The sequence below is a fragment of the Tsuneonella suprasediminis genome, assembly GCF_003605755.1.
Taxonomy (GTDB): domain Bacteria; phylum Pseudomonadota; class Alphaproteobacteria; order Sphingomonadales; family Sphingomonadaceae; genus Tsuneonella; species Tsuneonella suprasediminis.
Map to the genome: position 1 here is coordinate 223,574 of NZ_RAHJ01000022.1, position 23,855 is coordinate 247,428.

Consider the following 23,855-nt stretch of genomic DNA (forward strand, 5'->3'; position numbering starts at 1 on the left):
CGAACAACACCTTTACAAGGCCGGAGCCAGCCGCTCCGGCCTCTTTTTTGTGGGCTGATTATGGGGCCACACCTAGAAACCTTTATGCCTTTGCTTTGGGCTCATGTGGCTTGTGGCCCGCCAACGGCGGGCCATCTGGCGCAATACCACGTGGTTAGTGCTTCAGCTCCGCCTTCACGAGGTCCGCGCATCTTTCACCGATCATGATGCTGGGCGCGTTGGTGTTGCCGCTGACCAGCCGCGGCATGATCGATGCATCGGCGATCCACAGACCATTGATACCGCGCACTTTGAGCTGCGGGTCGACGACGCTGTCGGGATCGCTGCCCATCCGGCATGTGCCGACAGGGTGATAGACGGTATCCGCGCGGCTGCGGATGAGATCGTCCAGTGCATCGTCATCGTCGAGATCGACGGGGTAGCGATCCTGCGGATTGTAGACGGCCATTGCCGGCGCATCGACGATGCGGTGCGATAGCCGCACCCCTGCACGCAAAGTCGCCATATCGCGTTCGTCGTCGAGAAAGTTGGGATCGATCCGCGGCGCATCGTCGGCATCGTTGCTGGCCAGCCGCACGGTTCCCCGGCTTTCGGGGCGCAGTACGCAGGCATGAAGCGAGAAGCCGTGGCCTTTTACGCTTTGCCGTCCGTGATCTTCCAGCATGGCCGGGACGAAGTGCCACTGGACATCAGGCGCAGGCGCATCGTTCATCACTTTCCAGAAACCCCCAGCCTCGGCGTAGGGCGTGGTCATGATGCCGGTGCGCTTACGGCGGTGTTCGACGATGGCCTTCACCATCCGCACACTGCCTTTCAGGCTGGTGCCGATGAAATCGGTATTGTCCGTTTCCCAGCTCGATACGTAGTCGGGGTGATCCTGCAGGTCCGAACCGACAGCGGCCATATCGGCCAGCACATCAATCCCGTGTTCCTTGAGATGCGCTGCCGGGCCGATACCTGACAGCATCATGATCTGCGGCGAATTGAACGCGCCCGCCGACAGCACAACGCCACCGCGGGCCGACAGCGTGCGTTCTTTGCCTGCGACAGTATAAGTCACCCCGCGCGCGCGGCCTTCGGATATCTCGATCCGCTGCACTGTCACCCCGATACGGATATCCAGATTGTGACTGCTACGGAGCGGTTCGACATAGGCGCGGGCTGCCGACCAGCGCTCACCATCTTTCTGGGTTACCTGATACAGCCCGAAACCTTCCTGTTTCGCGCCGTTGAAATCGGCATTGTGGGGAAGCTGCAGTTGCGTCGCCGCATCGACGAAGGCGTGGCTGCCGGGATTGCAGTACTTCTGATCGCTGACCCACAACGGGCCACGGGCCCCGTGGTATTCGTCCTCACCGCGCACATTGTGTTCCGCCCGCTTGAAATAGGGCAGCACGTCGTCGTAACTCCACCCGTCGCAGCCGAGCGCGGCCCAGTTATCGTAATCCCAGCGGTTGCCGCGGATATAGATCATCGCGTTAATGGCACTCGACCCACCAAGCCCGCGCCCGCGCGGCTGATAACCGATGCGCCCTTTCAGCCCCTTCTGCGGAACCGTATCGTACCGATAGTTGGAGGCATTGCGGATGAAGGGCATGAACCCCGGCGTCTTGATAAACATGTTATCGTTGCGCGGTCCTGCTTCCAGCAGGCACACGCGCTTGCCCGCTTCCGCCAGTCGCCCGGCAACTGCACTGCCGCCGCTGCCGCCGCCGATTACGATGACGTCGAACTCATCCATTCCCAAGGCTCCTTTTTTATCTGGAGACAAGGGTTAGGCGGCTTCGCGAGTCCCTGCAATCGGGTTTTCAGATGAAACTTGCTTTGGCGTTGCCGTTTCCTGCTGCGCCTGTCGCGCCAGCCAGCGTTCGCGCATCGTGTCCGATGTTTCCCGGCTGCCGTCGTGGCTCCAGCCGGGTGGGCGAAGAAGATATGATAGCTTGTGCCGCCATGGTGCTCGCCAGATATCGCCCAGCATCGCCACCCATTCGTGGAAGACGGCGTGCAACAGATTGAAACTGCCGAGTTGTTTGACGATACCATAACGGATCGGTTCACCCCCTTCACGGGGCAATACTTCGGGTTCGAATGTGCCGAACATCCGATCCCACACGATGAAGACCCCCGCGTAGTTTCGGTCGAGATAGCGCGGATTGGTGGCATGGTGCACCCGGTGGTGGCTCGGCGTGTTCATCACCGCTTCGAACCAGCGCGGCAGCCTTTCGATTGCTTCCGTATGAATCCAGAACTGGTAGATCAGGTTGAACCCGGCCACCACCGCGATCATCGCAGGGGGAAATCCGATCAGCACCAGCGGCAGCTTGAAAGCAAAGCCCAGCGTCAGCGCCCCGGTCCAGGTTTGCCGTAACGCAGTCGACAGGTTGTAATGCTGGCTGGAATGATGATTCACGTGGCTCGCCCAGAACCAGCGTACACGATGCCCCGTCCGGTGAATCCAGTAATAGGCCAGATCGTCGAGCACAAAACAGGCGATCCACGCCCACCATGTCCAGCCGATATCGAACAGACGGAACTGGTAGGTATAAACGAATGCCGCCAGTGCGATGCCACCCAGCAGGACGCCCGCCGCCGTGCTGCCCAGCCCCAGTCCGAGGCTGGTAAGCGTATCCTTTGCTTCGTATGCCTCGCGCCGTACCTTCCAGGCCCAGATCATTTCGATCAGGACCAGCAGAACAAAGCCAGGCACGGCATAATCGACAGGTGAAAAATCGGGCATCGTATCTGCCTTATAGCCGCCGCAGGCTTGCTGCCCAGGCCTGAGCCTGAGGGCCGAGATCGAGCGTGACCGTGCCGAAGCGCTTTTCGTGTGTACCGATCGTGATGAATTGTTGGTCGAGCCGGGATTTGGCATGGCTATCGAGCAGGCGCCCGACAAAGCGTGCGCCATGGCGGCGCAGCAGCAGCACACGCCCGTCGGCATCACGCAGCAGCGCCCCATATCCCGCGCGATCGATGGAAATCTCTACCGGATCGAAGCCATCGACCGTTTCGTTCGCCAATGCGCGGGCCTGATCGGTATCGCGAATGCGGATATCGCCGCCAAGCCCCAGCTTGTGCGCGATGAAGGCAAGCAGCAGGATGGCTGCTAACGACCCAACGAACTGGACCAGTTGCATGGCCATCGTCTGATGCCGGGATCAGTGCGCGGCGCCAGCCAGCGCATCCATCGCGCCGCGAATGGGCGACACGTCGTATCCCGCGTCGGCAGCGGCAGCGGCGATGGCATCGGGGCTTTCCCCCGCCTTCGCTTGCGCGAGTGCCCACAGCAGAGTGGAGCGAGTGCCCGAACGGCAATAACCGAGCACCTGCCCGCTGGCTCGTGCTAGCGCTTCGGCCATCGCATCGACTTGCGGGGCGCTGAAGCCGGAATGCGTGATCGGGATTGCGACATAGTCGATCCCTGCCGCGCGCGCCGCAGCCTCTATCTGCGGGCCGGGCACCTGATCGTCGCTCTCACCTTCCGGCCGGTTGTTGATGATCAGCGTCACACCCTGTGCGAGCGCATCGGATACATCGGCAACCGAGATCTGCGGGCTCGCAAGCATCGTATCGGACAGGCGGCGAAATTGGGCCATGTATGTCTTATCCCTTCTGGCGGCGTTTGCGCTGGGCCATATTCAGCCCTTCGACTGCGACCGAAAAACCCATCGCCGCGTAAATATAGCCTTTGGGTACGTGGAACCCGAACGCATCGGCGATCAGAACGAACCCGATCATCACCAGAAACGCCAGCGCCAGCATGACCAGTGTCGGGTTGTTTTCGATAAATCGCGCCAATGGATCGGCAGCGAACAGCATGATCGTGACAGTGATAACCACGGCGGTGACCATGATCGGCACTTCATCGGTCATGCCCACGGCAGTGAGGATCGAATCGATAGAAAATACCAGGTCGAGTGCGATGATCTGAGCGATAGCGCTGCCGAATGTGAGTTGAGCGACAGCTTTCGCCGGTGTCTTGTCGAGCAGGTCGTCCGATTCGTCTTCGGGCGACATCGAGTGGTGAATTTCCTTGGTGGCCTTCCACAACAGGAACAGGCCACCGGCCAGCAGAATGAGGTCGCGCCCTGAAAATGCGGTCTCGAACGTTGGTTCGCCATATGGGCCGGGCGCGCCTTGCAACCCAAGGTCGAACAGCGGTGTTTGCAATGTCACCAGCCAGCCGATCAGCATCAGCAAGGCGATTCGCATTATCAGTGCCAGCGACAGGCCGATCCGCCGCGCGCGAGTCTGCTGATGTTCAGGTAACTTATTGGAAAGAATGGCGATAAATACGAGATTGTCGATCCCGAGAACCACCTCCAGTGCGATCAGGGTGAGCAGTGCGAGCCATGCCGCGGGGTCGGATAGGAGAGCAAGAAGATCCATTGCCTGCTTCAATGGCAACACTCGCTCCCGCTGGCAAGAATCGCTGTACCGGCCAACCGCAGGATTGTGATGATGCGACAAATTTTCTGTTGGGACGGGCCAGTTAATCAAAATGTTCGCTTAACACTTTGGTATGCGCTATGAACCTACATTGATTGACCGGCGTGCATTGTTCTTCGGAGCGAATCGTGTCGGCCCGGCGCGTTCCGTCCGCGCCGTCGGGGGGGAGTTGTGGGGCGGTTAAAGTGCGAAGGTACGTTTTAGACTATGGGTTATGACAGAGGGCGCCGTCGCGGCCGGGACAAACGCGATGGTTTCGGCGAGGACAACTTCGATCCGTTCGGCGGGGGGCCGGACAGTTTTCCTCCTCGCGACAATTTCGGTGGCGGTGACCGCTTCGGCGGCGGCGGCGGTGATCGTTTCGGTGGCGGTGGCGGCGGTGGCCGTCCGGGCGGCGGCGGCGGTGGTGGCGGTTTCAACCGCATGCCCCCGCAAGTTGTCGGCACCGGTAAAGGCACGGTGAAGTTCTTCAATGGCCAGAAAGGCTTCGGCTTCATTGCCCAGGAAACTGGCGGTGAAGATGTGTTCGTGCACATTTCCGCAGTCGAACGTGCCGGTCTGGAAGGGCTGGCCGAAGGGCAGGAGCTGGAATTCAACCTCGTCGATCGCGGTGGCAAAGTTTCCGCTCAGGATCTTCAGATCGTCGGTGACGTAATTCCGGTTACCAGCAGCAGCAGCAGCAGCAGCGCTCCGGAAAAACCGCGTCGCGAACTGACTGGCGAGAAGGCAACCGGCACGGTTAAATTCTTCAACGCGGTCAAGGGTTTCGGTTTCCTCGTTCGCGACGATGGCCAACCCGATGCATTCGTTCACATTTCTGCGGTTGAACGCTCTGGTCTGTCTTCGATCAACGAAGGCGACCGGTTCGAGTTCGACCTCGAAGTCGACCGACGAGGCAAGCATTCGGCGGTTAACCTGGTGCCCGTTCAGGATTGATTGCCGGCGGCGTTGCGGTCTGTTTGACCGTAGCAATGCAACTGCCTACACGGTGCGAATGGCGGCCCTTCACGGGGCCGCCATTTGTCGTTTCAAATCTCTCGTTCGTTTCTGGTTGAAGGATTATGCCGATGTCGATCACTCCGCTCATGCCCGTTTATCCCCGGTGCGGCGTGCGCCCCGTGCGCGGTGAACATTGCCACCTGATCGACGAAGACGGCACGCGTTATCTCGATTTCGCCAGCGGCATTGCCGTCAATCTGCTTGGTCACAGCCATCCCGGTCTGATCGGTGCGATCCAGAAACAGGCCGAAACGTTGATGCACGTATCGAACCTTTACGGTAGCCCGCAGGGTGAAGCACTGGCCCAGCGGCTGGTGGACAAGACTTTCGCCGACACGGTATTCTTCACCAATTCGGGGGCCGAGGCTGTTGAAGCGGCGATCAAGACCGCGCGGGCCTATCACCAAAGCGTGGGCAATGATGACAAGTATGAGCTGATCACGTTCACCAACGCCTTCCACGGGCGGACGATGGCGACGATCAGCGCCTCGAATCAGGAGAAGATGCACAAGGGCTTCATGCCCCTGCTCGCCGGGTTCAAATATGCCGAGTTCGACGACCTCGACAGCGCCAAGGCGCTGATGGGGCCGAACACCGCGGGGTTCCTCGTCGAACCGATTCAGGGCGAAGGGGGCATTCGCCCCGCGTCCGACGAATTCATCAAAGGCCTGCGTGCGCTGTGTGACGAACACGATCTGATGCTGGTATTCGATGAAGTGCAGTGCGGCGTCGCCCGGACCGGAACGCTCTATGCTTATGAGCAATACGGGGTCGAACCCGATATCCTCGCCACGGCCAAGGGCATCGGAGGCGGTTTCCCGCTCGGCGCATGTCTGGCGACGGAAAGGGCCGCACGCGGCATGGGTATCGGCACGCATGGATCGACATACGGCGGCAATCCGCTGGCGATGGCGGCAGGTACTGCCGTGCTCGATGCTGTGGCCAACGACGAATTTCTCAGCGAAGTGCGCGAGAAGGGCGAACGCATTCGTGCCCGGCTTGAGCAGTTCATTGGCAATTATCCCGATCTGTTCGATTTCGTGCGTGGCAAGGGGCTGATGCTCGGCCTGCGGATGAAAGTCGAAAGCCGTCCGTTCTACGCGCATCTGCGCGATAACCATCAGTTGTTGACGGTGGCGGCGGGCGATCAGACCCTTCGCATCCTGCCTCCGCTGGTGATTGGCGATGCAGAGATCGACGAGTTCTTCGATAAGCTGTCGGCTGGTGCCGCCGACTATCAGCCGCCGGAGGCTGCGTGATGGGATACCGCCACTTCCTCGACCTGTCTGATGCAGGCACCGATGCACTGAAGGCGATCCTGCGCGACGGCCATGATCGTAAGGCTGCCCGTGCCGACTGGCCCAAGGGGCAGGTGGACAGCGACGCGCCGCTGGCCGGGCGTGTGCTCGCGATGATCTTCGAAAAGAACTCCACCCGCACCCGCGTCAGCTTCGACATGGCGATGCGCCAGCTTGGCGGCAGCGCGATGGTGATGGATGCCGGTTCGATGCAGCTGGGGCGGGGTGAAAGCGTGGCCGACACCGCGCGCGTGCTCAGCCGAATGGTCGATGCGATCATGATCCGCACCGACGATCACGACAAGATCCGTGAAATGGCGGCCAATGCGACCGTACCGGTCATCAACGGACTGACCGACCGGTCGCACCCGTGCCAGATCGTTGCCGATCTGCTGACGATTGAAGAACGCGGGAAATCGCTGGCCGGCCTGGAACTGGCGTGGTTCGGGGATGGCAACAATGTGCTGCATTCGATCCTCGAAGCGGCAGGGTTGCTGGGCTTCAACGTCCGCGTTGCCACTCCGGCAGGATACGAGCCCGATGCCGAGTTCGCCGAACTGGCACGCAATGGCGGCAGCACGGTGACGCTGACCAACGATGCCGCCGCGGCAGCGGATGGCGCCGATGTGATCGTGACCGACACGTGGATTTCGATGGGTCAGGCCCATGCCGATGCCAAGCTGGCGGCGATGGCCCCGTATCAGGTGAATGCCGCACTGATGGCGCGCGCGAAGCCCGATGCGATCTTCCTTCACTGCCTGCCCGCGCATATCGGGGAAGAAGTGAGCGAAGAAGTGTTCGAAAGCGGCCAGTCGGTCGTGTTCGACGAAGCCGAAAATCGCATTCATGGGCAGAAATCGGTTCTGCTGTGGAGCATGGGGCTGCTCTGACCAATCCGGCTGCGCGGCGATTGCGAATGGCCGCGCAGCCCCCATATTCGCGGCGATGGAAAACACTGCAGAAACCTTCGCCGGGCAAGTCCTCGGTTTTACGATCCCTTCGCGCGATGCACGCGGGCGTCTGGTGCGGCTCGATAGTGTGCTGGACGAAATCCTTGCCGCGCACTCCTATCCCCCGGCGATCACTCACTTGCTGGCCGAAGCGCTGGTGGTCGCGGCGCTGATTGGCGGCTTGCTCGATAAGGAAAGCGGGCAGGTGACGATGCAGGCGCAGACCGAAGGTGGCGTGGTCCGCCTGCTGGTGTGCGATTATCGCGATGGCGATCTGCGCGGGTATGTCGATTTCGATGCGGAGGGGCTGGCGGAACTGGGCGCGAATCCGCCTCTGTCCGCGCTGTTTGGCAAAGGCTATCTCGCGATCACATTCGATATGGCCGATGGCAACGGGCGCTATCAGGGTGTCGTGCCGTTGGAAGGCGAATCGCTGTCCGACGCGTGCGAGGCCTATTTTACGCAGTCCGAACAGGTGCCGACGCTGATTCGCGTGGCGGTGCGTTCGGGCACCGCAGGCACGACCGCTGCGGGGCTGCTGGTGCAGCATATGCCCGACGGGGAGGAAGGGCGCGAGCGTCTCCATGCCCGGCTCGATCACCCGGAGTGGGAGCATATCGCGGTTATGGCCGGATCGATTCGGCACGATGAACTGCTCGATCCGGCGCTGTCGCTGGAAGGAATTGTCTGGCGGCTGTTTCATGAAGAGAGCGAAGTGCGGGTAAATCCCGGCGCACAAGTTAACCGTGGCTGCCGTTGTTCCGAAGATCACTATCGTCAAATATTGGCGCGGTTCCCGGAAGATGAGAGAGAATCGATGCGCGGTGACGACGGTAAAATTCACGTTGACTGTGCGTTTTGCTCTCGTGTGTTTCCGATTGCCGTCTGATTTGTGACCTTGCAAGCGGGCGAATTGTTCCCCACCTCCATTCGGGTATAGTTCATTGGTGAGGCTCTGGCCGGGCCTCAACTGGAGTAACGAGCGATGCGATATAGGCCGTCAGTTGGTCTAAGATCTGTGTTTATTGGTGCGGCATTGCTGGCCGGCGGGGGCGTTCTCACGCCTGCTGCGGCTGAGGCGCCCGCGCTGACGATGCTCGACAATCTGACGCCGGGTAACTGGGAACTGCGCGATCGCAAATCGGGCGAAGTGCGCCAGCTGTGCCTCAAAAACGGGCGCGACCTGATTCAGATCAAGCATCGGCAGCCACCTTGCAATCGCTTTGTCGTCGATAACGGCGCCAGTTCGGTAACGGTGCAATATACCTGCCGTGGCAACGGCTATGGCCGCACCACGATCCGCAGTGAAACGCCCACGCTGGTGCAGGTTGCGACGCAGGGCATTGCCGATGGGCGGCCCTTCGACCTCGCAATCGAAGGGCGCCGTACGGGGGCCTGCCGATAGGGGCCTGTTGCCCGCCACTCAACTCTGTCCGTCTTTGCGAACGTAGCGAAGCGATCGATGCGCGGTCTCGATTGCGGCGGGTTGCCAGCTCCGGCTCGCACCCACGGGACGATGCGACGTCTCTATCAGGCCATTGTGCAGGCGCAGCATTGGGCCTAGCCCCGTTGCATGACAGATTCTTCATCCTACAGCGAACCGGTGGCCGTTGTGCTGCTGTCGGGCGGCCTCGATTCAATGGTTTCGGCGGCGATTGCGCGCGAACGAGGCTTCGCGATCCACGCGCTGACGATTGACTACGGCCAGCGGCACCGGCGAGAGATCGAGGCGGCGCAACGCATTGCTTCCACGCTTGGCGCGCAGCAGCATATCGTTCTGCCGCTCGACCTTCGTAAGTTCGGCGGATCGGCGCTCACCGCCGATATCGCGGTGCCCAAAGCGGGGGTAGGGGACGATATCCCGATCACCTATGTGCCTGCGCGCAACCTCATCTTTCTGGCACTGACCGTTGGCTGTGCGGAGGCGGCAGGCGCGCACGATATTTTCATCGGCGTCAACGCGCTCGATTATTCGGGATACCCCGATTGCCGTCCCGAATTCATTGCCAGCTTTGCCGAAACCGCCCGGCTCGGCACGAAAGAGGGCGTCGAAGGGCGACCGTTCACGATTCACGCCCCGCTGCAGCATATGAGCAAGGCCGATATAGCGCGTGAGGCGTATCGGTTGGGGCTGGATACGGGCATGTCGTGGTCGTGTTACGACCCGACTCCCGATGGGCTGGCCTGTGGCGAATGCGATAGTTGCCGCTTGCGACAAAAGGGCTTCGCGGATGCAGGATTAGAGGATAGGGTAGCCTACATAAGCGGCTGACAATGCCGCAGGGGAGAGGCGATTTGAAGATCGAGAATGGCGGCGCATCCGCGACTGCAACTGCTGAGGAGCAATCGGTTCCGGCCTATAGCTGGTATGCCCTTGGCGTTCTGGTGCTGGTTTATGTACTGAACTTCGTCGATCGGCAGATTCTGTCCATTCTGGCCAACGATATCAAAGCCGACCTGCAGGTGGACGACGCCTATCTCGGCTTCCTTTATGGCACGGCTTTCGCCATTTTCTACGCCCTGTTCGGCATTCCGTTGGGCAAACTGGCCGATAGCTGGAAACGTGTGCGGCTGATGACCATCGGGCTTGCACTATGGTCGGTGATGACCGCGTTGTCCGGGTTTGCGCGCAATGGCACGGCGCTGACATTCGCGCGAATCGGCGTGGGTGTGGGCGAAGCGACCGCCAGCCCATCGGCATATTCCCTGATTTCGGACTGGTTTCCCGCGCGCCTGCGCGCCACGGCATTGGCGATCTATTCCTCAGGCCTGTATCTCGGCGGAGGCATTTCGTTGCTGATCGGCGGGGCGATCGTGGATGGCTGGAACACGGCCTATCCCGATGGCGGACCGTTCGATCTGGCCGGCTGGCAGGTTGCCTTTATCGCGGTTGGCTTGCCCGGACTGGTGCTGGCATTGTGGGTGATGACACTGAGGGAGCCCGTGCGCGGGGCGATCGATGGCATCCCGACAAAGGGCGATCCGCGCCCGTTCAGAGGTTTCTTCGAAGAACTCTACCAAATCATTCCGCCGTTCACTGTGATTGGCGCTGCACGGCGCGGGATCGGTGGGCTGGCATTCAATCTGGCGGGGGCCGCGTTCTTCGCCGTTGCGGCCTACCTGCTGACGATCTTTGTCCATGCAGGCCGGGGATCGATCATTTCGGCGGTATCCGATCAGTGGCTGTTCCTTGCCGTGGGATATTACGCGGTATTCAGCTGGGCGACGGCCCTGCGCGCGCGCGATTTGCCGACCTTCCGCCTGACATGGGGTTCGCCCGCATTTATGTGCACCATATTGGGCTATGGCATCGTCGCATTCGTATCATACGCCAGTTCATACTGGGGCGCCCCTTATGCAGAGCGCGTGTTCATGGTCGACAAGACCGATCTGGGCTGGTGGCTGGGTGCCCCGGCGGCGGTTGCAGGCTTTCTGGGCGTGATTGCCGGGGGGCGCATGGCCGATTTCCTGTTTGCCCGTTATGCTGCGGGTCGGCTGTTCGTGGTGCTGTTCGGCCTGCTGGCGCCGTTGCCGGTGATCTGGATCTGCTACACCACCAGCACGGTGGCGGTATTTTATCTCTGTTCTGCTTTGGCGCAGTTCCTTGCGGCCAGCGCTCTGGGCGCGGCGGCGGCGACCAGTCAGGCGCTGGTTCTGCCGCGGATGCGGGGGGTGGCGACTGCCACGTTCTTCCTGGCGACGACGCTGGTCGGGCTGGCGCTCGGGCCGTTTATGGCGGGCTGGGTTTCCGCCACCAATGGCGACAATCTGTCGCATGGGGTGCTGTCGACGATGTGGTTGGTGCCGATCGGTCTGATATGCCTGCTGGTCGCGATCAGGCTGGTGCCGCTATCCGCCGCAACCGTGCGCGAACGCGCAGTTGCGGCAGGCGAGCCGGATTGATCGGGCCGGATTGATCCGGCCAGGTCGATTACGAGCGTTTGAACACCCCGCAGGCGATCCGTGCACCGGAATTGCCCGACGGGTTGGTGATGTTGTCATCCGGATCGGCGTGAACGACGATTGCGGTGCCATCGCTATCGAAGATCGCATCGATAACTTCCTGCCGTGTGCCGGTCAGTCTGGCGTTCAGGGTGCCGGTGCCGTTGCCGGTGATGGCGATATTGGGCAGATCGCCCAGATGCTTGCCGCCCGCGGCCATTGATCCGTGATCCTTGCCCTGCGGGTTCAGGTGGCCGCCTGCCGATGTGAAATCGGGTACGGTACATTTGCCAACCATGTGCAGGTGAATGCCGTGGTCCCCGGCGGGAATGCCAGTCAGAGCCACTGCTACGCTGACCCCGTCGCCACTGCCCAGCAATTGTGCCGTGCCAGCAGGCATTCCGTTGGGCAGCGAGATGGTGGCGGAGCCGATCCGTTCGGTCGGCAGATCCTGCATCGTGGTGCAGCCACCCAACACAGCGAGCGCCCCGGCGCAGATTGCGGTTTTCAAAATCGTCATGAATTCCCTCCGAAAATTAGAAAGCCCATGACCATAACGAAAAAGGGGCCGGATTGCTCCGGCCCCTCTCGAAAATTCGGCTGATGCCGAAGATTACATGCCCGAACCCGGACCGTAGGTGATTTCCACACGACGGTTCTGGAGTTCGCGGACGCCGTCGGCGGTCGGAACGCGCGGGTTCGCTTCACCGAAGGCTTCGCTCGAAATCATACCGTCCGGAATGCCGTGACCCGAGAGGTACGAACGAACCGAAGCGTTACGACGTGCCGCGAGGCCGAGGTTGTACTTCACAGTACCCGAACGGTCGGTGTAACCGGCCAGCATCACAGAAGCGCTACCGCAGTTGGCGTATGCCGACACGGCGTTGTCGAGGATCGACGCAGCTTCAGGAGTGATGTCCGACTTATCCCATTCGAAGAACACGATGTACGGGCCCTTGTTGCACACCGGTGCCGGAGGCGGCGGAGGCGGCGGGGGAGGCGGCGGCGGCGGCGGCGGCGGCGGGGGAGGCGGCGGCGGCGGAGCCACTTCTTCCTTGCCACCGAAGTTGTAGGTCAGCGTGCCGAGCAGCGAGTGCGAACGCCATTTGGCGTAAACGTCGCGGCCCAGAGTGTCGACCGTGTCGGTGCCCTGTGTCTGGAAGTAACGATACTTCAGGCCAACATCCCAGTGGTCGGTCAGCGGAGCGCGAACGCCCGCCAGAACCTGCCATGCGAGGCCGGTGTCGGAATCGTCCAGAAAGCCCGGTCCGGCGCTGTTGACGGTGATGTTGTCGAACGAAGTACGTGCAACACCGGCACCGGCACCGACGAAGCCCTGCAGGCCGTCGTCATCGCCGAAGTCGGCCAGAGCGTTGACCATGAAGCTCAGGACATTGGCACTGCCGTTTGCGGGGGTGGTAATGCCCGCAACAGTAGTGTTGGTGCCCGAAGCGACGCCGAGGTTACCGATCGTCAGGTCCGAGACGCTGGCATCGCGATAGCTGCCTTCGGCTTCGAGGCGGATGCCGCCGAAGTCGTAGCCAACCACGCCGCCGAAATCGTAACCAGCGTCAAAGTTGGCGCTGGCGGCATTCGACGTGCCGCTGATGTTGAAGTCGATATCTTCCACGAGCATCGGGCCGCCGTCGACTTCGACGTACCACGAATTGTCTCGTGCAAGTGCAGGCATAGCAAGGGCCGTGGAGGCCATCGCCATACCGATGACGAGTTTCCGCATTATGCAATTCCCCTTTTCAGCGAATATTGAGCCACCGAAGAACCCAACCCCTATCTCCTAGCTTGCGAGAGAGCAAGCAGGCATTCAAAACCAAGTGTTGCAAGAACGCATCGGTCATGTGCCTAATAATCGAAGAAAGACAGGATTGTTGCCCTCCATGTGCAGCCCGAACGGGCGTATCTGCAAATAGTTCCCGCTAGTTTGCAGGAAAGATTCCGGCCGACTTCATCGCTTCAATAAGTATCTGCAACGTATCGCGTGCCTCGCGATCGATCACTTCCCCTCCGTGCGGCAAAGGAGGAACGGCGGGTTTTTCCCACTCGCCGGTATAGCGGATCTGCTGCCCGCTGCGCGTATCGAGCAATTGCATCCCGGCGCGCGGGGCGAAGAACAGCCACTGATCCGTGTGGTAAACGGCCAGTTTACCGACGTGGCCCGCCCAGTCGCCCGTGGCACCGTTGCCAACAAGCCACGCTTCGCCGGAAACCGGATCGGCGGGCGGTGATGTCGCTTCGCCGGAAATTGCGGGATGGAGCAGGGCGTCGATCATCGCGTGCGCCTGATTGACGAAAACCTCTTTCTGCGACTGGCCGGGGTATAGATACGGTAAGCCGTGGCGTGGGGTGGCGGCGGTGAAATCGGGCATTGGCACAATCCTTAGCTGGTCGGGAAAGTTGGAGAAAAAGTCACATCGTCAGCAGAACGAGCGGAGCGGAGCGGGAAAAAGTCCCGATCTGGCAGACCCACAGTGCCTGCCCCGGATAATCGCGCCGCAGATCGGCCATCGTTGCCGCGCTGAGCGCGAGGTGCGGCGCATCGACGGTCCATTGGGCGGCGGGCGATTCGACAGGGCCGATCCCCAGCAGATAGCGTTCGGCCTGTTCGATCAGCGGTGCATCGACTGCATCGGCCCACTGCCACTGGCCACGGGCGCGGCGGGTCCACGACAGCACCACCCCGCCATCGGCGCGTCCGATGCAGCGAGGATGCACCGGTGATAGCGGCTGGCGGCCAATCCCGGCGTTCTGCAACGGCGCGAGAACCGCATCGTCATCCCCCCGCCCGATGGCGGCAATCACTGTATCGCTGCTGGCCGGAACCGTTGCCGGGTCGAGCGCGGTCAGCTTCGCATCGAGCAGAATAGCGGGAGTGCCCGCCCGATGTCCGGCGGCAGCGGCAGGCTCTGTCCCGCCGCGACCGCGCAGCAGGCCGGTCACTCGCCACTGGCGCGGGCCGATCATGCGGGCATCGAGAAACTGCACGATCTCCTCACCCACCAGCAGGCGATTGGCACCATAGGCGATGCCGCGCATGTCGGTGGGGGAGAGGCTGTCGCTGTCGTTCGCCAGTTCGATCTCCAGCACAGCAGCAGGTTCGAACAGTAGCGCGGACGACGGTGGCAGCGGGGATTGCAGCGTACCGACCGTGGCCCGCCCTGCTGTTGCACCACCCAGCGGGGCTAGCCTGCCGCCCCGGTCGAGATAGAGCGCAGCCCCGCGCCAGCCTGCGGAGGGGGAGGAGAGCGCTGCGAACAGGTGCGGCGTATCGGGATCGCTCAGCCCGTCCGCAGGCAGTTCGAATGCCTGCAACAGGGTCGGGGCGTTCGGCACATCGGGAGCCAGCAATGCCGCGCCCGAGTCGCTGGCCAGCGCACTGTCGCCAGTGGCGACCGGCAGCCGGGTCAGCGCCAGCTCCACCCCGGTTTCGCGCCATTCCCATCGCGCAATTCGCCACAGCCCCTGCTGTCCGGGGGCGGTGACTGTGGCACCGGGGAGCAATGCCGGGTCGAGGTCGGCCATGCGCCATTCGAGCGTTTCGCGGCCATCGGCGCTGCGCCGTGCCGCGCGGGTGGCCAGCAGGCGAGCGTCGGTGGCGGACAAGGAACCGGGGAATTCGATTGTGCGCCCGTGCGTGCTGCTGGCTGCAATGCGTTGCAGGCCGGGCAGGTAATCGCGCGCGGGATCGTAATACCGCACACCGTCGATCGGCGCGGCAGGGGCGGCATCGCGGCAGCGGCGGACACCGGTATCCGCCCCGAAATCGCCCTCCCCGCCGGAGCGGGCGGCTGGCGGCAGTGCGCGCACGTTTGACTGTGTGTGCGGGGCAATCGCCAGTGCCCCGCCATCGTCGTGGCAGGCGAGCGGGTAGAGCGTGCCGATGGTTTCCAGCGCGCTGCGGATCGGCCCGCCTTCGTCGCTGAAGCCTGCAAGACCGGCCATCGGCGCACGTCCGTCGCATACTACCGCGCCCGTCAGCGGCGCCAGCACATCGGCCAGCGCGACCGGCCCGCTGTCGGCCACGATCTCGAACGTCAGCGCGGGGATACGGTTGCCGAAATCGCTCAGCGCCAGATCTTCGAACACGGCATAGGCCATGCCGCGACAGGCGGGGCACTGCTCGCCCAGCGCGCCGGCCAGCAGCGGATCGGGCATCTGATCGCCGTGCCCGGTATGAATCCGCAGCGCGCCGGGCACTTTCAGATCACCGCCCGCCCCGCGCAACAGGTTGCCATCGGCCCAGATGCGGCCCACCCGCTCTATCGCCCGGCTCGACAAGGCAACCGCGAACGAACAGGAATAGGAATAGGTGGTGACCGAGGGTTGCCCTTTGCCGCCGCTGGCCTCGCTGTGTTCGCGCAAGTCGGTCGCCCAGATAATAATGCCACCGGCGCGCACAGTGCCGAAATGGCGCGGCACCGGCTGGCCATAGCTGGACGTGGTGATTGCCAGCTCTGTCAGGCGTGCTCCTTCGCGGTGGCCGTTGCCGATTACGGCAGAATCGAGCGCCCGCCCGGCGAGCGCGCCGATGGCCCCGCCAATCGGCCCGCCGATTATCGTACCGACTGCGTTGAGGACCAGCGTTGCCATCTATCGTTCTCCTTTGGCGGCAGGGCAGAGGGGCAGGTGAGGGGGCAGGCACCAGCAGCCAGCCACCGGCCACTGCGGCGCGCCGGGGGTGGCGACGACGCGGCGCAGGCCGACATGCGCGTGGACGAAGCGATCACCGCAGACGGCAACCAGCAAGTGAAGCTGCGCCGGGCCGGGGCGGACCAGCAGGATATCCCCCGGCTCCACCGGGCCGCTTGCCGGGATCAGTCCGGCACGGGCGGCCCATGCGCGGTAATCGCCGGAGGAGGTGTTTCGCAGCGCGTACCCAATCGGCAGCTCCACCGGCCCGCGCGCAGCGGACAGCGCCGCGCCGACCACGCCGACACAATCCAGCCCGCTGGCCGGATCGCGCCCGTGGAGCCGGAAGGGCACACCCACCAGCCGCTCCGCTGCCTGCGCGATCCTTGCAGCGCTGTCCCCGGTCATAACGGCACCGCATGACGGGTGAGCAGATCGTTGCCCGGCAGGAATGGCTCGCCGCGGAAATTGCGCGCATTGGCAAACCGCTGATGACAGGTGGCAAGCCGCCCGTCGCACCCTTCGATCAGCACAGCAGCAGTGCCCGGTGACAGCGCGAGGTCGAGCGGAGTGGCGAGAGTCAGACCCGCCTCGCCTGCCGCCACGACTTCCATCGCCAGGCCTGCCTGCGGCCCGTCGATCCAGCGCACTGTGCCGCACAGCATCGCATCGCTCGCGGGCAAAGCCCCGCTGAATGTGACTGCGTTGGCGGCAAAGTCGACCCGGTCCACCCGCGCTTCATGGGTAAAGCGCGCCGCCGACAGCCCGCATTGCGGCCCGCAGAACGCTGCGCGGCAGGTCGGGCTGGTGCGCGGCACGACATCGCGGTCGAGCACGGCCTTGGCCGACAGCAGATCGGCGGAAAACGCCGCGCCATCCTGCGAAACCGATCCGATGGTGCCGCTGTAGAGCACCATGCTCTCCCCGCTTTCCCAGTCGACCGCGCCCGCTTCCACTCGCGCCCCGTCGAACCGACCGGCGGCGAGGTCGGTGGCGGAAATGGCATCGTGCGCCAGCGCGCCCTGCATCGCGGCGCTGTCGCCGGTGAGCGCGGCGGTGCGCTGGATAGCGGAGGGCAGCATCCCCGGCGCGGCGCGGTGGCGGATACCGTCGAATGTCAGGTCGCGGTCGTGCCCGGTAAAGCCCAGTGCCACCCCGTCGCGGCGATAGATCCGCCAGAATGTCGCCACGCATTCCAGCTCGCGGGTGAAGAACGCGCGGCTCATGACGCTTCCCGCAATTCGATCAGCGGGACAGACGGTGCCTCCCCCGCAGCAAAAGTAGCGCCGTTCACATCGAGCCGGTCCTGCGCGAAGCGGACCGGGACGTCGAACAGGAACCCGGCACACACCCGCGCCCCGGTGGCGGGTGGCGCGGCGAACGCCACCCAGCCGCCCGGCTCCAGCGTCCACCCGTCCACCGTTGCGCCATCGACAGACACCGCAACGCTGCCTGCACGGGGGCGGGTGATCGGGCGCACCTGCGCCTCATCGTCATCCGCGCCGCTATCGCCATAACGTTTGACGAGGCGGAAGCGGGTGGTGTGCCCGTCGCCGGTGCCGATCCGCTGATCGTGCGGGGTGGGCGTGCCGGTCATCGCGTGGCTGCTGTGATCGAACGGATCGCTCAGCCGGAACCCGCGCGCCGCCCCGCGCCGCGCGCGGAAGAACGCCAGCAGCACGCCCAGTTCGGCTTCGGAGCGGATGCCGGGGCCGACATCGAAATGCAGCCGCGCATCGGACCACAGCGCATTGCGCCGTTCGTGGCCCGAGGCCATCACAGCGACCGAAGTGGAAAATTCCGGACTGGCCCCGGCATCGCGACCCGGTGCCAGCGGGTAGAGCACATCGTCGAATGGTTGCACCTGTTCCTCCTGCGGTTGATGGAGCCGGACGTATCCGTCGCGCGCGACCTGCGGCAGCGCCCAGACGAAGCGGCGGGCGATCCCGCGCTCTGCCGCCTGATCCAGCCCGCGGTCGATTGCGGGCCACAGCGCCGCGGCATCGTCCGAGTCGAGCACGAACCCGGCGAGGTAATCCTGCCGCTCTGTCGGGTACGCCAGCCGCCGGTCGATCGTGGCCCAGGCATCGCGCCGCAAGGCGTCCGCCCCGGCGGTCAGCCAGTCGTAATCTTCCACTTGCAGCCGGTCGTAAGCGGGCCATGCCCAGCCGATCGGCAGATTGGCGCGGTGCGCCTCTGGCGTGGCGGGGTCGAGCACGGTGGGCGCGAACACCAGCAGCATGACGGTGCATTGCGCCGGGGATGCCGCATCGCGCACCGCCTGCGCGATGCCATCGGTCGCCGCCGCCAGCAGCGCGCCTGCCCGGTCGAGCAAGTCGCACTGCGCCGGGTCGAGCGGCTGGCGCAGCGATGCGATGGGCACCGGATCGCCGCCCCATGCCTGCACAGCGGCATCATCATAGATGCACGGCGCGCCATCGGGCATGATCCACCACCACGGCTCGCCAATCTGAAACCGGACCGGCAGGCCTGCTTCCGCCGCCAGCGCCACGAACCGGCGCGCGACCGCTTGCAGCCAGTGCATCGCCGGTGCGCTGGCAGGGGACAGCAGCGCGGAGGGCGGTTCCCATCCCGTGCGCGCCGGTGCGCCGGTGGCGGTGCGTTGCTGCCAGCTATCGGGGCAATGCTGCGCCAGCAGTTCGAAACTGAGCGAGACAATCGGCACGAACCCGCTCGCCGCGCAGAGGGTGAAGAAATTGCCGTGCCATGCCCGCGCCGGGGTGCACAGCGCGCCATCGGGCGTCGCCAGCCCGTCGCTGCCGAGCCGGAAAAAATGGCTCATCCCGACATAGTGGATCAGTTCCCCGCGATAGCCGAGCGCACGGGCATTGCGGATCAGCCGCGCCGGGGTCTGGTTGCAGGCATCGTCATACGCGGTGGCGATGCCGATCCCGTGCGGGGGCAGCAGCACGTCGCCGGTTTCGAGCATGGCGCGCTCTCCGTCGCAGGCGATTTCGCTTAGCTGTGCCCAGCCATCGGCGCGGGCAGGCAGCGGGGCGGTGCTGCCTTCGCTGTAACCGGGCGGGACCAGCGAGATGAACATCCGGTCGATATCCGCCGCGTGGACCGGATCGCCGGGCAAGTCCCACCCGCTGGCCAGTTCGCCCAGCGGCAGTTCGATCCGCGCGTCTTCGCCCGATCCGCTGGCATAGTTCCACAGCCGCACGAACCATGTCCGCGCTGTGCCACTGGCATCGCGCCCTTCGATCGTCAGCGTCGGGCCATTGGTGGCGTCGAGCGCGATCAGCCCACCGCTCTGCCAGCGAAAGCGCAGCGTGGTACGGCGATAATCGCGGTCGGTGGCATAGGCGGCCAGCGGGTGATCGAGCGTGTCTTCGCTGGCCCAGATCAGCCCGGCCATTTCGCCCGCGTGGTGAAATTCGCAATCGACGCGCAAGGCGTCGGGCGCGGTGGTGACGACCGATGCCATCATCGGGCGGGGGAAATCGACGGTCCAGAACCGCGGATCGAACCGCTGAATCCAGCTTGTGTCCTGTCCCTTGCGCTGCTGCGCGATCCAGAAAGCCATCGCTTACCCCTCCCGCAAGGCGCGGCTGATCGCGCTGGCGACTTGCCGCCCCGACCGCTGAAGCGCGACCGGCGCCGCGGTGCCGCGCGGGGCGGCCAGCGCGATGGAAACTTTCACATCGCGCCCACCGCTGCCAGTGCCGCCGCCGGGAAGGCCGGTTTCGACCCGCCCCGCGCTGGTCGGCACGAACAGTTCCGGCCCGCGCTCCCCCACCAGATAGCCGCGACCGGGCGAAACCGGCCCGCCGGTCGCTCGCCCCGGCAGGCCGAGCAGGCCGCCGACAACGCTGCCGAGGATGCCGCCAATGCCGCCGCTGCTGCCCCCCCCGCTGCCCGATCCGCCGCCGCCGAGCAGCGTATCGAGGCGCATTTGCAGTGCCTGCGCCGCGATCCGGTCGATGGTTTTCAGCGCCACGCGTTCGAGGTCTTCGAACCCCAGACTGCCCTTACGCACAGCGCTTAACAGCCCGCTTTCAAGCACGCTGCCCGCCTTGGCGAAGCCGTCGGTCAGCGTGCTGTCGAACGCGGATCGCATTTGCGCGATGTCGCTGGCAAAGCCTTGGGTGCTGGCGCGCACGTCGACCAGCAGGGTTTCAATTTCGTCCATCGGATTCGCTTTCGATCAGTCGCAGGAAATCGGCCCGCCCCAGTGGTGCGGGCGTGGAAGGGTGCGCGGCAGGTGGGGCGAGCGACATCGCCAGTTCCGCCGGGGTGGCATTCCAGAACAGGTCCGGCGGCCAGCCCAGCGTGCGGGCGGCGATGCCGCTCAACATCGCGGCGCTGGCGGCGAAATGGGCGCTGCTGGCGCTCATGGCTGCCCTTGCAGGATCGCCGCCAGCAGCGCGCGCAGCGGCGCGGCACTGGCGGCCAGCCCCTGTGTGGCGATAGCGGTGCCGACATCGTCGCGGGTCAGCCCTTCGCGCTCTGCCAGACAATGCCAGAACAGCGCGGCCATCTCCGCCAGCGCCAGTTTCCCCGCGCTGGCCCGTTCGACCAGCGCGAACAACGGGCCGAGCTCTTCCTCGGCAGCGACCAGCGCGGCAAAACTGGGGCGCAACAGGCGCGGCGATCCGCCGATCGTCAGCGCGGCTTCCCCGCGGCAGGGATTGGCCCCGCTCATGCCGACACCACCGCGCCCGAGCTTTCAAGCTGGAGCGTATAGGTCCGCTCGCCATTGAAATCCCCCGCATAGTCGAGCCGCTGGACCAGAAACCGCCCGCGCAGGCGTTCGCCATCTTCGAAACTGAGTTCGTAATCCCCCAGTGTCCCGCTCAGCGCGTGGGCACGCACTTGTGCCTCGGCATCGCTGCCGAGGAATATGCCGCTGGCCGAGACCGAGACCGAACGCACCCCCGCGCCCGACAGCAATTCGCGCCAGCCGCCCGATTGTTTGTGCGTGACGACGACGCTGTCGCCGTTGATCGACATCTGCGTGGTCCGCAATCCGGCGACCACGGCATAGGCGGGCGGCTGCGCGCCGTCGGCCAGTTTGAGCAGGAAGGCAGCGCCTGTCTGGGCAGTCATCGGTATATCTCCTTGGTGATGGGATCTGTTGGGGGATCGCTGGCCCCTTCACTGTTGAAGGCAGCGGATGCGGTATTCGATCAGGGTCGCCCGCTGGTTGTGGCTGCGCCGTTCGCTGCGCGCGCGCAGGAAGCGGACAGTGGTGAGGTGAAACCCGCTGTGCTGGCGCGGCAGGTCTTCGATCCGGGCCGCGACCGCGCGCACCAGTGCGGCGTCGCTCTCCGGCTCGCTGCCGCGCAGGTGCAGTTCCACCGCCAGCCGGATTTCGCGGCCCGCGCGGTCTTTGGTGCTCCAGTCGGTGCTGGCGCTGGCGGCTATCGCCAGCCAGGGCGCGGTGGCGCGGGCGGGGGCCTCTTCCTCCACCGCGGTCAGTTGATCGAGAGGGGCAGGCCCGTTGCGAAGCCAGCGCAGCAAGGCCGCGCGCAAGGCGATTTCCATCGGTCAGTCCTCCGTAAACAACGGCCACAGCAGCGTCGCATCGCGCCAGCGGGCGGCGCGACTGGCAGCGTCGTTGCGGGTGTGGGCATGGGCTTGAGCGCGGGTGCGGGCGCGGGCGCGGGCGAGGGCGAGGCGAGCGGCGCGCTGTGCCAGCCGGGTGGTGAAATCGGCGGCGGCAGGCTCCACCGATGCGGAAAGCGGCGGGCGCGCGCTCATGCCAGCCGCATCGCGCGCCAGGGGCGCCACAGCGCGGCCACGGCGGCGGGCGGCGGGCCGTCGCTGCCGCTTTCGCGTTCGTGCCAGTAATGCGCCGCCAGCCGGATCGCGCCCTGCCGGATCGGATCGGGCAGCGCGGCCCAGTCGCGCGCTATCCCGGCGACGAAACGCACCGCGACTGGCCCGCGCCCTGCCACCACCTGCCCGATCCGCACCCGTCCGTCACCGCCGGGGTCGATATCGATGCTATAGTCACTGGCGGGCAGGGCGGTGCGCGTGCCATCGCCCGCCACCCGTTCGACCGAGACGATCGCCTGTACCGGGCCGGTCGTGAGAGTGTGCCACTGACGGGCGGCGGAAACGATCTCCTCACACGTGGCGGCCAGCGGCATTTGCCCGGTAAACGCCTCCGCCATGTCGAGCGCCGCGCGCAGCAGCGCGGCCAGCGTGGCATCGGTGGCGGGCGTGGCAATCGCCAGCCATTCCTTCAGTTCGCCAATCGCTGCATCGGGCAGCGTGGCGGGCACGATAATGGTCCGCTTCATGGCGGTCTCCGGTCAGCAAAGGGGGAAGGTGGGAGAGGGGGGGCTGGAGCAGTTCGGGCGGGCAGCGGCGCATGGCCCCCACCCGCCCGAACACCCGCTCCGCCAGTTATTCCGCGATCCGCAGCAGCTTGATCGCATTGCTGTCGAGCAATTGCCCGCCCACCCGCTTGGTGGCGTAGAAATGCACGAACGGCTTGTTGGTGAACGGATCGCGCAGGATCTGCGTCGCGCTGCGTTCGGCGATCAGATAGCCGGCGCGGAAATTGCCGAACGCGACCGGCGTCGATTCGATATCGATATCGGGCATGTCCTCTGCCTCCACCACCGGATAGCCGAGCAGGCGGTCGGGCTGCCCTTCGGCCATCGCGGGTTGCCACAGGAATGCCCCGTCCGCCGTGCGCAGCTTGCGGATCGTGCTGAGCGTGGTGGAATTCATCACCCAGCTCGCCCCCTGCCGGTATCCCGCCTTCAGCGATTGCACGATATCGATCAGCCGCAGCTCCAGCTCGGTGCCCAGCCCCAGCCCGTCGCCGGTGGCGATATATTGCAGCGTGCCGAACGCGCGCGCGCTGTCCTTTTCCGGGGTGATCGGCCCGTTCAGGAACCCGCGCGGCTGGTTATCGCCCGATCCGCCGACGAATGCGGCCCCTTCGGCGCGGGCGAATTCGCGGGCGATTTCATCGGCCAGCCAGCCTTCGATATCGAAGGCGGCATCGTCGATCATCGTCTGGCTGGCGGCGGGGTTGGCATACAGCTCCCCCGCAGGCGGGGCGATTTCGTGGAAACCGGGGGTGGCGGTTTCGGGGCGGCCCGCGGTCTCGCTGACCCAGCCCGAGGCGGTGCCGCCGCTGGCGATCAGCTTGCGATAGCCTGCGGTGCCGGTCTGCACCACTTGCGCGATGCGGCGGATCGGGCTGATCGCGGTCAGCGCGCGGGAGATAACCGCGTCGATTTCCTGCGGCACGGCATAGCCGCCATCGCCCGGCACCGCCGCCGTCAGCGATTTGATTTCCGCGGTCGATCCCCGGCGCAGATAGCCATCGACGAACCCTTTGACTTCGGCGCTGACGCCAGTGGCCGCGCCGCTGATGGCCGGGCGGGTGGCGGCGCGGGCGACTTTGTCCAGCCGGGCTTTCACTTCGTCGACATCGCCGCGCAGCGTGGCGATATCGGCTTCGGCGCGATCCTGCCGCGCGACGATATCGAAGCTGGCGTCGAGCGAACTGTCGGCCTCTGTCGGGGCGGGAGCGGAAGTCGCGGTGGAGGGGGCGATGATTGGGGTCGTCATAGGTATGTGCCTT

At 64.5% G+C, this 23,855-nt stretch carries 27 protein-coding genes; 7 read left to right on the top strand and 20 right to left on the bottom strand.

Features of this window, described 5'->3' with window-relative positions:
- Positions 1–154: 154 nt before the first annotated feature.
- From D6858_RS15205 to D6858_RS15225, 5 genes are read right to left on the bottom strand one after another with little or no spacing between them, the layout of a single operon-like run.
- Positions 155–1,741 carry a GMC family oxidoreductase gene (locus D6858_RS15205; RefSeq protein WP_120112568.1) on the bottom strand — a complete coding sequence of 529 codons (1,587 nt, stop codon included), beginning with the start codon at positions 1,739–1,741 and terminating at the stop codon, positions 155–157.
- Positions 1,742–1,774: 33 nt separating this feature from the next.
- Entirely contained in the window at positions 1,775–2,737 is a 963-nt protein-coding gene (locus tag D6858_RS15210; protein WP_120112571.1) for a sterol desaturase family protein, read from the bottom strand.
- 10 nt (positions 2,738–2,747) lie between these two features.
- The gene (locus D6858_RS15215) at positions 2,748–3,143 is read right to left on the bottom strand and encodes a hypothetical protein (RefSeq protein WP_120112574.1); all 396 of its coding nucleotides are present in this window, start codon (positions 3,141–3,143) and stop codon (positions 2,748–2,750) included.
- A 15-nt stretch (positions 3,144–3,158) separates the two neighbouring features.
- Entirely contained in the window at positions 3,159–3,596 is a 438-nt protein-coding gene (locus D6858_RS15220) for a protein tyrosine phosphatase family protein (protein ID WP_120112577.1), read from the bottom strand.
- Between the two features lie 7 nt (positions 3,597–3,603).
- Positions 3,604–4,389, bottom strand: a complete 786-nt coding sequence (locus D6858_RS15225; RefSeq protein WP_120112579.1) for a TerC family protein — start codon at positions 4,387–4,389, stop codon at positions 3,604–3,606.
- Between the two features lie 267 nt (positions 4,390–4,656).
- Here D6858_RS15225 and D6858_RS16235 point away from each other — a divergent pair, with 267 nt between their 5' ends.
- The 7 genes from D6858_RS16235 (at position 4,657) to D6858_RS15260 (ending at position 11,599) form a co-directional block, all read left to right on the top strand.
- The gene (locus D6858_RS16235; protein ID WP_120112581.1) at positions 4,657–5,385 is read left to right on the top strand and encodes a cold-shock protein; all 729 of its coding nucleotides are present in this window, start codon (positions 4,657–4,659) and stop codon (positions 5,383–5,385) included.
- Between the two features lie 131 nt (positions 5,386–5,516).
- Positions 5,517–6,707 (top strand): aspartate aminotransferase family protein, encoded by a 1,191-nt coding sequence (locus D6858_RS15235; protein WP_120112774.1) that lies wholly within the window; start codon positions 5,517–5,519, stop codon positions 6,705–6,707.
- Positions 6,707–7,636, top strand: a complete 930-nt coding sequence (gene argF / locus D6858_RS15240) for an ornithine carbamoyltransferase (protein WP_120112584.1) — start codon at positions 6,707–6,709, stop codon at positions 7,634–7,636. Before D6858_RS15235 ends, argF begins: the two co-directional genes overlap by 1 nt.
- Positions 7,637–7,691: 55 nt before the next feature.
- Complete coding sequence (hslO, locus tag D6858_RS15245) at positions 7,692–8,585, top strand: Hsp33 family molecular chaperone HslO (protein WP_120112587.1); 894 nt, start codon at positions 7,692–7,694, stop codon at positions 8,583–8,585.
- Positions 8,586–8,714: 129 nt separating this feature from the next.
- The gene (locus tag D6858_RS15250) at positions 8,715–9,101 is read left to right on the top strand and encodes a DUF3617 domain-containing protein (protein WP_120112590.1); all 387 of its coding nucleotides are present in this window, start codon (positions 8,715–8,717) and stop codon (positions 9,099–9,101) included.
- Between the two features lie 168 nt (positions 9,102–9,269).
- A complete protein-coding gene (gene queC / locus D6858_RS15255; RefSeq protein WP_120112593.1) occupies positions 9,270–9,968 on the top strand; it encodes a 7-cyano-7-deazaguanine synthase QueC in 699 nt (232 codons plus the stop codon).
- A gap of 2 nt (positions 9,969–9,970) precedes the next feature.
- A complete protein-coding gene (locus tag D6858_RS15260) occupies positions 9,971–11,599 on the top strand; it encodes an MFS transporter (RefSeq protein WP_120112596.1) in 1,629 nt (542 codons plus the stop codon).
- 28 nt (positions 11,600–11,627) lie between these two features.
- Here the strand turns inward: D6858_RS15260 and D6858_RS15265 are convergent, their stop codons facing one another.
- The 15 genes from D6858_RS15265 to D6858_RS15335 all read right to left on the bottom strand — a co-directional run bounded on the left by D6858_RS15265 (position 11,628) and on the right by D6858_RS15335 (position 23,842).
- Entirely contained in the window at positions 11,628–12,158 is a 531-nt protein-coding gene (locus D6858_RS15265) for a superoxide dismutase family protein (RefSeq protein ID WP_120112599.1), read from the bottom strand.
- A 93-nt stretch (positions 12,159–12,251) separates the two neighbouring features.
- A complete protein-coding gene (locus D6858_RS15270; RefSeq protein ID WP_120112602.1) occupies positions 12,252–13,376 on the bottom strand; it encodes an OmpA family protein in 1,125 nt (374 codons plus the stop codon).
- 196 nt (positions 13,377–13,572) lie between these two features.
- Positions 13,573–14,022, bottom strand: a complete 450-nt coding sequence (locus D6858_RS15275) for a DUF2793 domain-containing protein (protein WP_120112605.1) — start codon at positions 14,020–14,022, stop codon at positions 13,573–13,575.
- 40 nt (positions 14,023–14,062) lie between these two features.
- Positions 14,063–16,243: a phage tail protein gene (locus tag D6858_RS15280; protein WP_120112608.1), complete on the bottom strand. Its 2,181-nt coding sequence runs from the start codon at positions 16,241–16,243 to the stop codon at positions 14,063–14,065.
- Positions 16,244–16,690, bottom strand: coding sequence for a C40 family peptidase (locus D6858_RS15285; RefSeq protein WP_120112610.1), 447 nt, complete (start codon positions 16,688–16,690; stop codon positions 16,244–16,246). It lies immediately after the preceding gene.
- A complete protein-coding gene (locus D6858_RS15290) occupies positions 16,687–17,508 on the bottom strand; it encodes a DUF2163 domain-containing protein (RefSeq protein ID WP_120112612.1) in 822 nt (273 codons plus the stop codon). The genes D6858_RS15285 and D6858_RS15290 overlap by 4 nt, the downstream gene beginning before the upstream one ends.
- On the bottom strand, positions 17,505–19,832 hold the full coding sequence (locus D6858_RS15295) for a DUF2460 domain-containing protein (RefSeq protein WP_120112615.1): 2,328 nt from the start codon (positions 19,830–19,832) through the stop codon (positions 17,505–17,507). Before D6858_RS15295 ends, D6858_RS15290 begins: the two co-directional genes overlap by 4 nt.
- A 3-nt stretch (positions 19,833–19,835) precedes the next feature.
- Positions 19,836–20,438, bottom strand: a complete 603-nt coding sequence (locus D6858_RS15300) for a tail tape measure protein (protein ID WP_120112617.1) — start codon at positions 20,436–20,438, stop codon at positions 19,836–19,838.
- Positions 20,425–20,643: a phage tail assembly chaperone gene (locus D6858_RS15305; RefSeq protein WP_120112620.1), complete on the bottom strand. Its 219-nt coding sequence runs from the start codon at positions 20,641–20,643 to the stop codon at positions 20,425–20,427. The genes D6858_RS15300 and D6858_RS15305 overlap by 14 nt, the downstream gene beginning before the upstream one ends.
- Positions 20,640–20,951: a gene transfer agent family protein gene (locus D6858_RS15310; protein WP_120112623.1), complete on the bottom strand. Its 312-nt coding sequence runs from the start codon at positions 20,949–20,951 to the stop codon at positions 20,640–20,642. The genes D6858_RS15305 and D6858_RS15310 overlap by 4 nt, the downstream gene beginning before the upstream one ends.
- Positions 20,948–21,355, bottom strand: a complete 408-nt coding sequence (locus D6858_RS15315) for a phage major tail protein, TP901-1 family (RefSeq protein WP_120112626.1) — start codon at positions 21,353–21,355, stop codon at positions 20,948–20,950. The genes D6858_RS15310 and D6858_RS15315 overlap by 4 nt, the downstream gene beginning before the upstream one ends.
- 48 nt (positions 21,356–21,403) lie before the next feature.
- A complete protein-coding gene (gene gp17, locus D6858_RS15320; protein WP_120112629.1) occupies positions 21,404–21,793 on the bottom strand; it encodes a tail completion protein gp17 in 390 nt (129 codons plus the stop codon).
- Between the two features lie 3 nt (positions 21,794–21,796).
- On the bottom strand, positions 21,797–22,009 hold the full coding sequence (locus D6858_RS15925) for a hypothetical protein (protein ID WP_165859720.1): 213 nt from the start codon (positions 22,007–22,009) through the stop codon (positions 21,797–21,799).
- A complete protein-coding gene (locus tag D6858_RS15330; RefSeq protein ID WP_120112632.1) occupies positions 22,006–22,554 on the bottom strand; it encodes a head-tail connector protein in 549 nt (182 codons plus the stop codon). Before D6858_RS15330 ends, D6858_RS15925 begins: the two co-directional genes overlap by 4 nt.
- A 106-nt stretch (positions 22,555–22,660) precedes the next feature.
- Complete coding sequence (locus tag D6858_RS15335; protein ID WP_120112634.1) at positions 22,661–23,842, bottom strand: phage major capsid protein; 1,182 nt, start codon at positions 23,840–23,842, stop codon at positions 22,661–22,663.
- Positions 23,843–23,855: the final 13 nt, after the last annotated feature.

What these genes read in the sequence shown, in the direction of transcription:
- D6858_RS15205 (WP_120112568.1), bottom strand. Translation starts at nt 1,741, where the DNA reads ATGGATGAGTTCGACGTCATCGTAATCGGCGGCGGCAGCGGCGGCAGT.
- D6858_RS15210 (WP_120112571.1), bottom strand. Translation starts at nt 2,737, where the DNA reads ATGCCCGATTTTTCACCTGTCGATTATGCCGTGCCTGGCTTTGTTCTG.
- D6858_RS15215 (WP_120112574.1), bottom strand. Translation starts at nt 3,143, where the DNA reads ATGGCCATGCAACTGGTCCAGTTCGTTGGGTCGTTAGCAGCCATCCTG.
- D6858_RS15220 (WP_120112577.1), bottom strand. Translation starts at nt 3,596, where the DNA reads ATGGCCCAATTTCGCCGCCTGTCCGATACGATGCTTGCGAGCCCGCAG.
- D6858_RS15225 (WP_120112579.1), bottom strand. Translation starts at nt 4,389, where the DNA reads ATGGATCTTCTTGCTCTCCTATCCGACCCCGCGGCATGGCTCGCACTG.
- D6858_RS16235 (WP_120112581.1), top strand. Translation starts at nt 4,657, where the DNA reads ATGGGTTATGACAGAGGGCGCCGTCGCGGCCGGGACAAACGCGATGGT.
- D6858_RS15235 (WP_120112774.1), top strand. Translation starts at nt 5,517, where the DNA reads ATGTCGATCACTCCGCTCATGCCCGTTTATCCCCGGTGCGGCGTGCGC.
- argF (WP_120112584.1), top strand. Translation starts at nt 6,707, where the DNA reads ATGGGATACCGCCACTTCCTCGACCTGTCTGATGCAGGCACCGATGCA.
- hslO (WP_120112587.1), top strand. Translation starts at nt 7,692, where the DNA reads ATGGAAAACACTGCAGAAACCTTCGCCGGGCAAGTCCTCGGTTTTACG.
- queC (WP_120112593.1), top strand. Translation starts at nt 9,270, where the DNA reads ATGACAGATTCTTCATCCTACAGCGAACCGGTGGCCGTTGTGCTGCTG.
- D6858_RS15260 (WP_120112596.1), top strand. Translation starts at nt 9,971, where the DNA reads ATGCCGCAGGGGAGAGGCGATTTGAAGATCGAGAATGGCGGCGCATCC.
- D6858_RS15265 (WP_120112599.1), bottom strand. Translation starts at nt 12,158, where the DNA reads ATGACGATTTTGAAAACCGCAATCTGCGCCGGGGCGCTCGCTGTGTTG.
- D6858_RS15270 (WP_120112602.1), bottom strand. Translation starts at nt 13,376, where the DNA reads ATGCGGAAACTCGTCATCGGTATGGCGATGGCCTCCACGGCCCTTGCT.
- D6858_RS15275 (WP_120112605.1), bottom strand. Translation starts at nt 14,022, where the DNA reads ATGCCCGATTTCACCGCCGCCACCCCACGCCACGGCTTACCGTATCTA.
- D6858_RS15280 (WP_120112608.1), bottom strand. Translation starts at nt 16,243, where the DNA reads ATGGCAACGCTGGTCCTCAACGCAGTCGGTACGATAATCGGCGGGCCG.
- D6858_RS15285 (WP_120112610.1), bottom strand. Translation starts at nt 16,690, where the DNA reads ATGACCGGGGACAGCGCTGCAAGGATCGCGCAGGCAGCGGAGCGGCTG.
- D6858_RS15290 (WP_120112612.1), bottom strand. Translation starts at nt 17,508, where the DNA reads ATGAGCCGCGCGTTCTTCACCCGCGAGCTGGAATGCGTGGCGACATTC.
- D6858_RS15295 (WP_120112615.1), bottom strand. Translation starts at nt 19,832, where the DNA reads ATGGCTTTCTGGATCGCGCAGCAGCGCAAGGGACAGGACACAAGCTGG.
- D6858_RS15300 (WP_120112617.1), bottom strand. Translation starts at nt 20,438, where the DNA reads ATGGACGAAATTGAAACCCTGCTGGTCGACGTGCGCGCCAGCACCCAA.
- D6858_RS15305 (WP_120112620.1), bottom strand. Translation starts at nt 20,643, where the DNA reads ATGAGCGCCAGCAGCGCCCATTTCGCCGCCAGCGCCGCGATGTTGAGC.
- D6858_RS15310 (WP_120112623.1), bottom strand. Translation starts at nt 20,951, where the DNA reads ATGAGCGGGGCCAATCCCTGCCGCGGGGAAGCCGCGCTGACGATCGGC.
- D6858_RS15315 (WP_120112626.1), bottom strand. Translation starts at nt 21,355, where the DNA reads ATGACTGCCCAGACAGGCGCTGCCTTCCTGCTCAAACTGGCCGACGGC.
- gp17 (WP_120112629.1), bottom strand. Translation starts at nt 21,793, where the DNA reads ATGGAAATCGCCTTGCGCGCGGCCTTGCTGCGCTGGCTTCGCAACGGG.
- D6858_RS15925 (WP_165859720.1), bottom strand. Translation starts at nt 22,009, where the DNA reads ATGAGCGCGCGCCCGCCGCTTTCCGCATCGGTGGAGCCTGCCGCCGCC.
- D6858_RS15330 (WP_120112632.1), bottom strand. Translation starts at nt 22,554, where the DNA reads ATGAAGCGGACCATTATCGTGCCCGCCACGCTGCCCGATGCAGCGATT.
- D6858_RS15335 (WP_120112634.1), bottom strand. Translation starts at nt 23,842, where the DNA reads ATGACGACCCCAATCATCGCCCCCTCCACCGCGACTTCCGCTCCCGCC.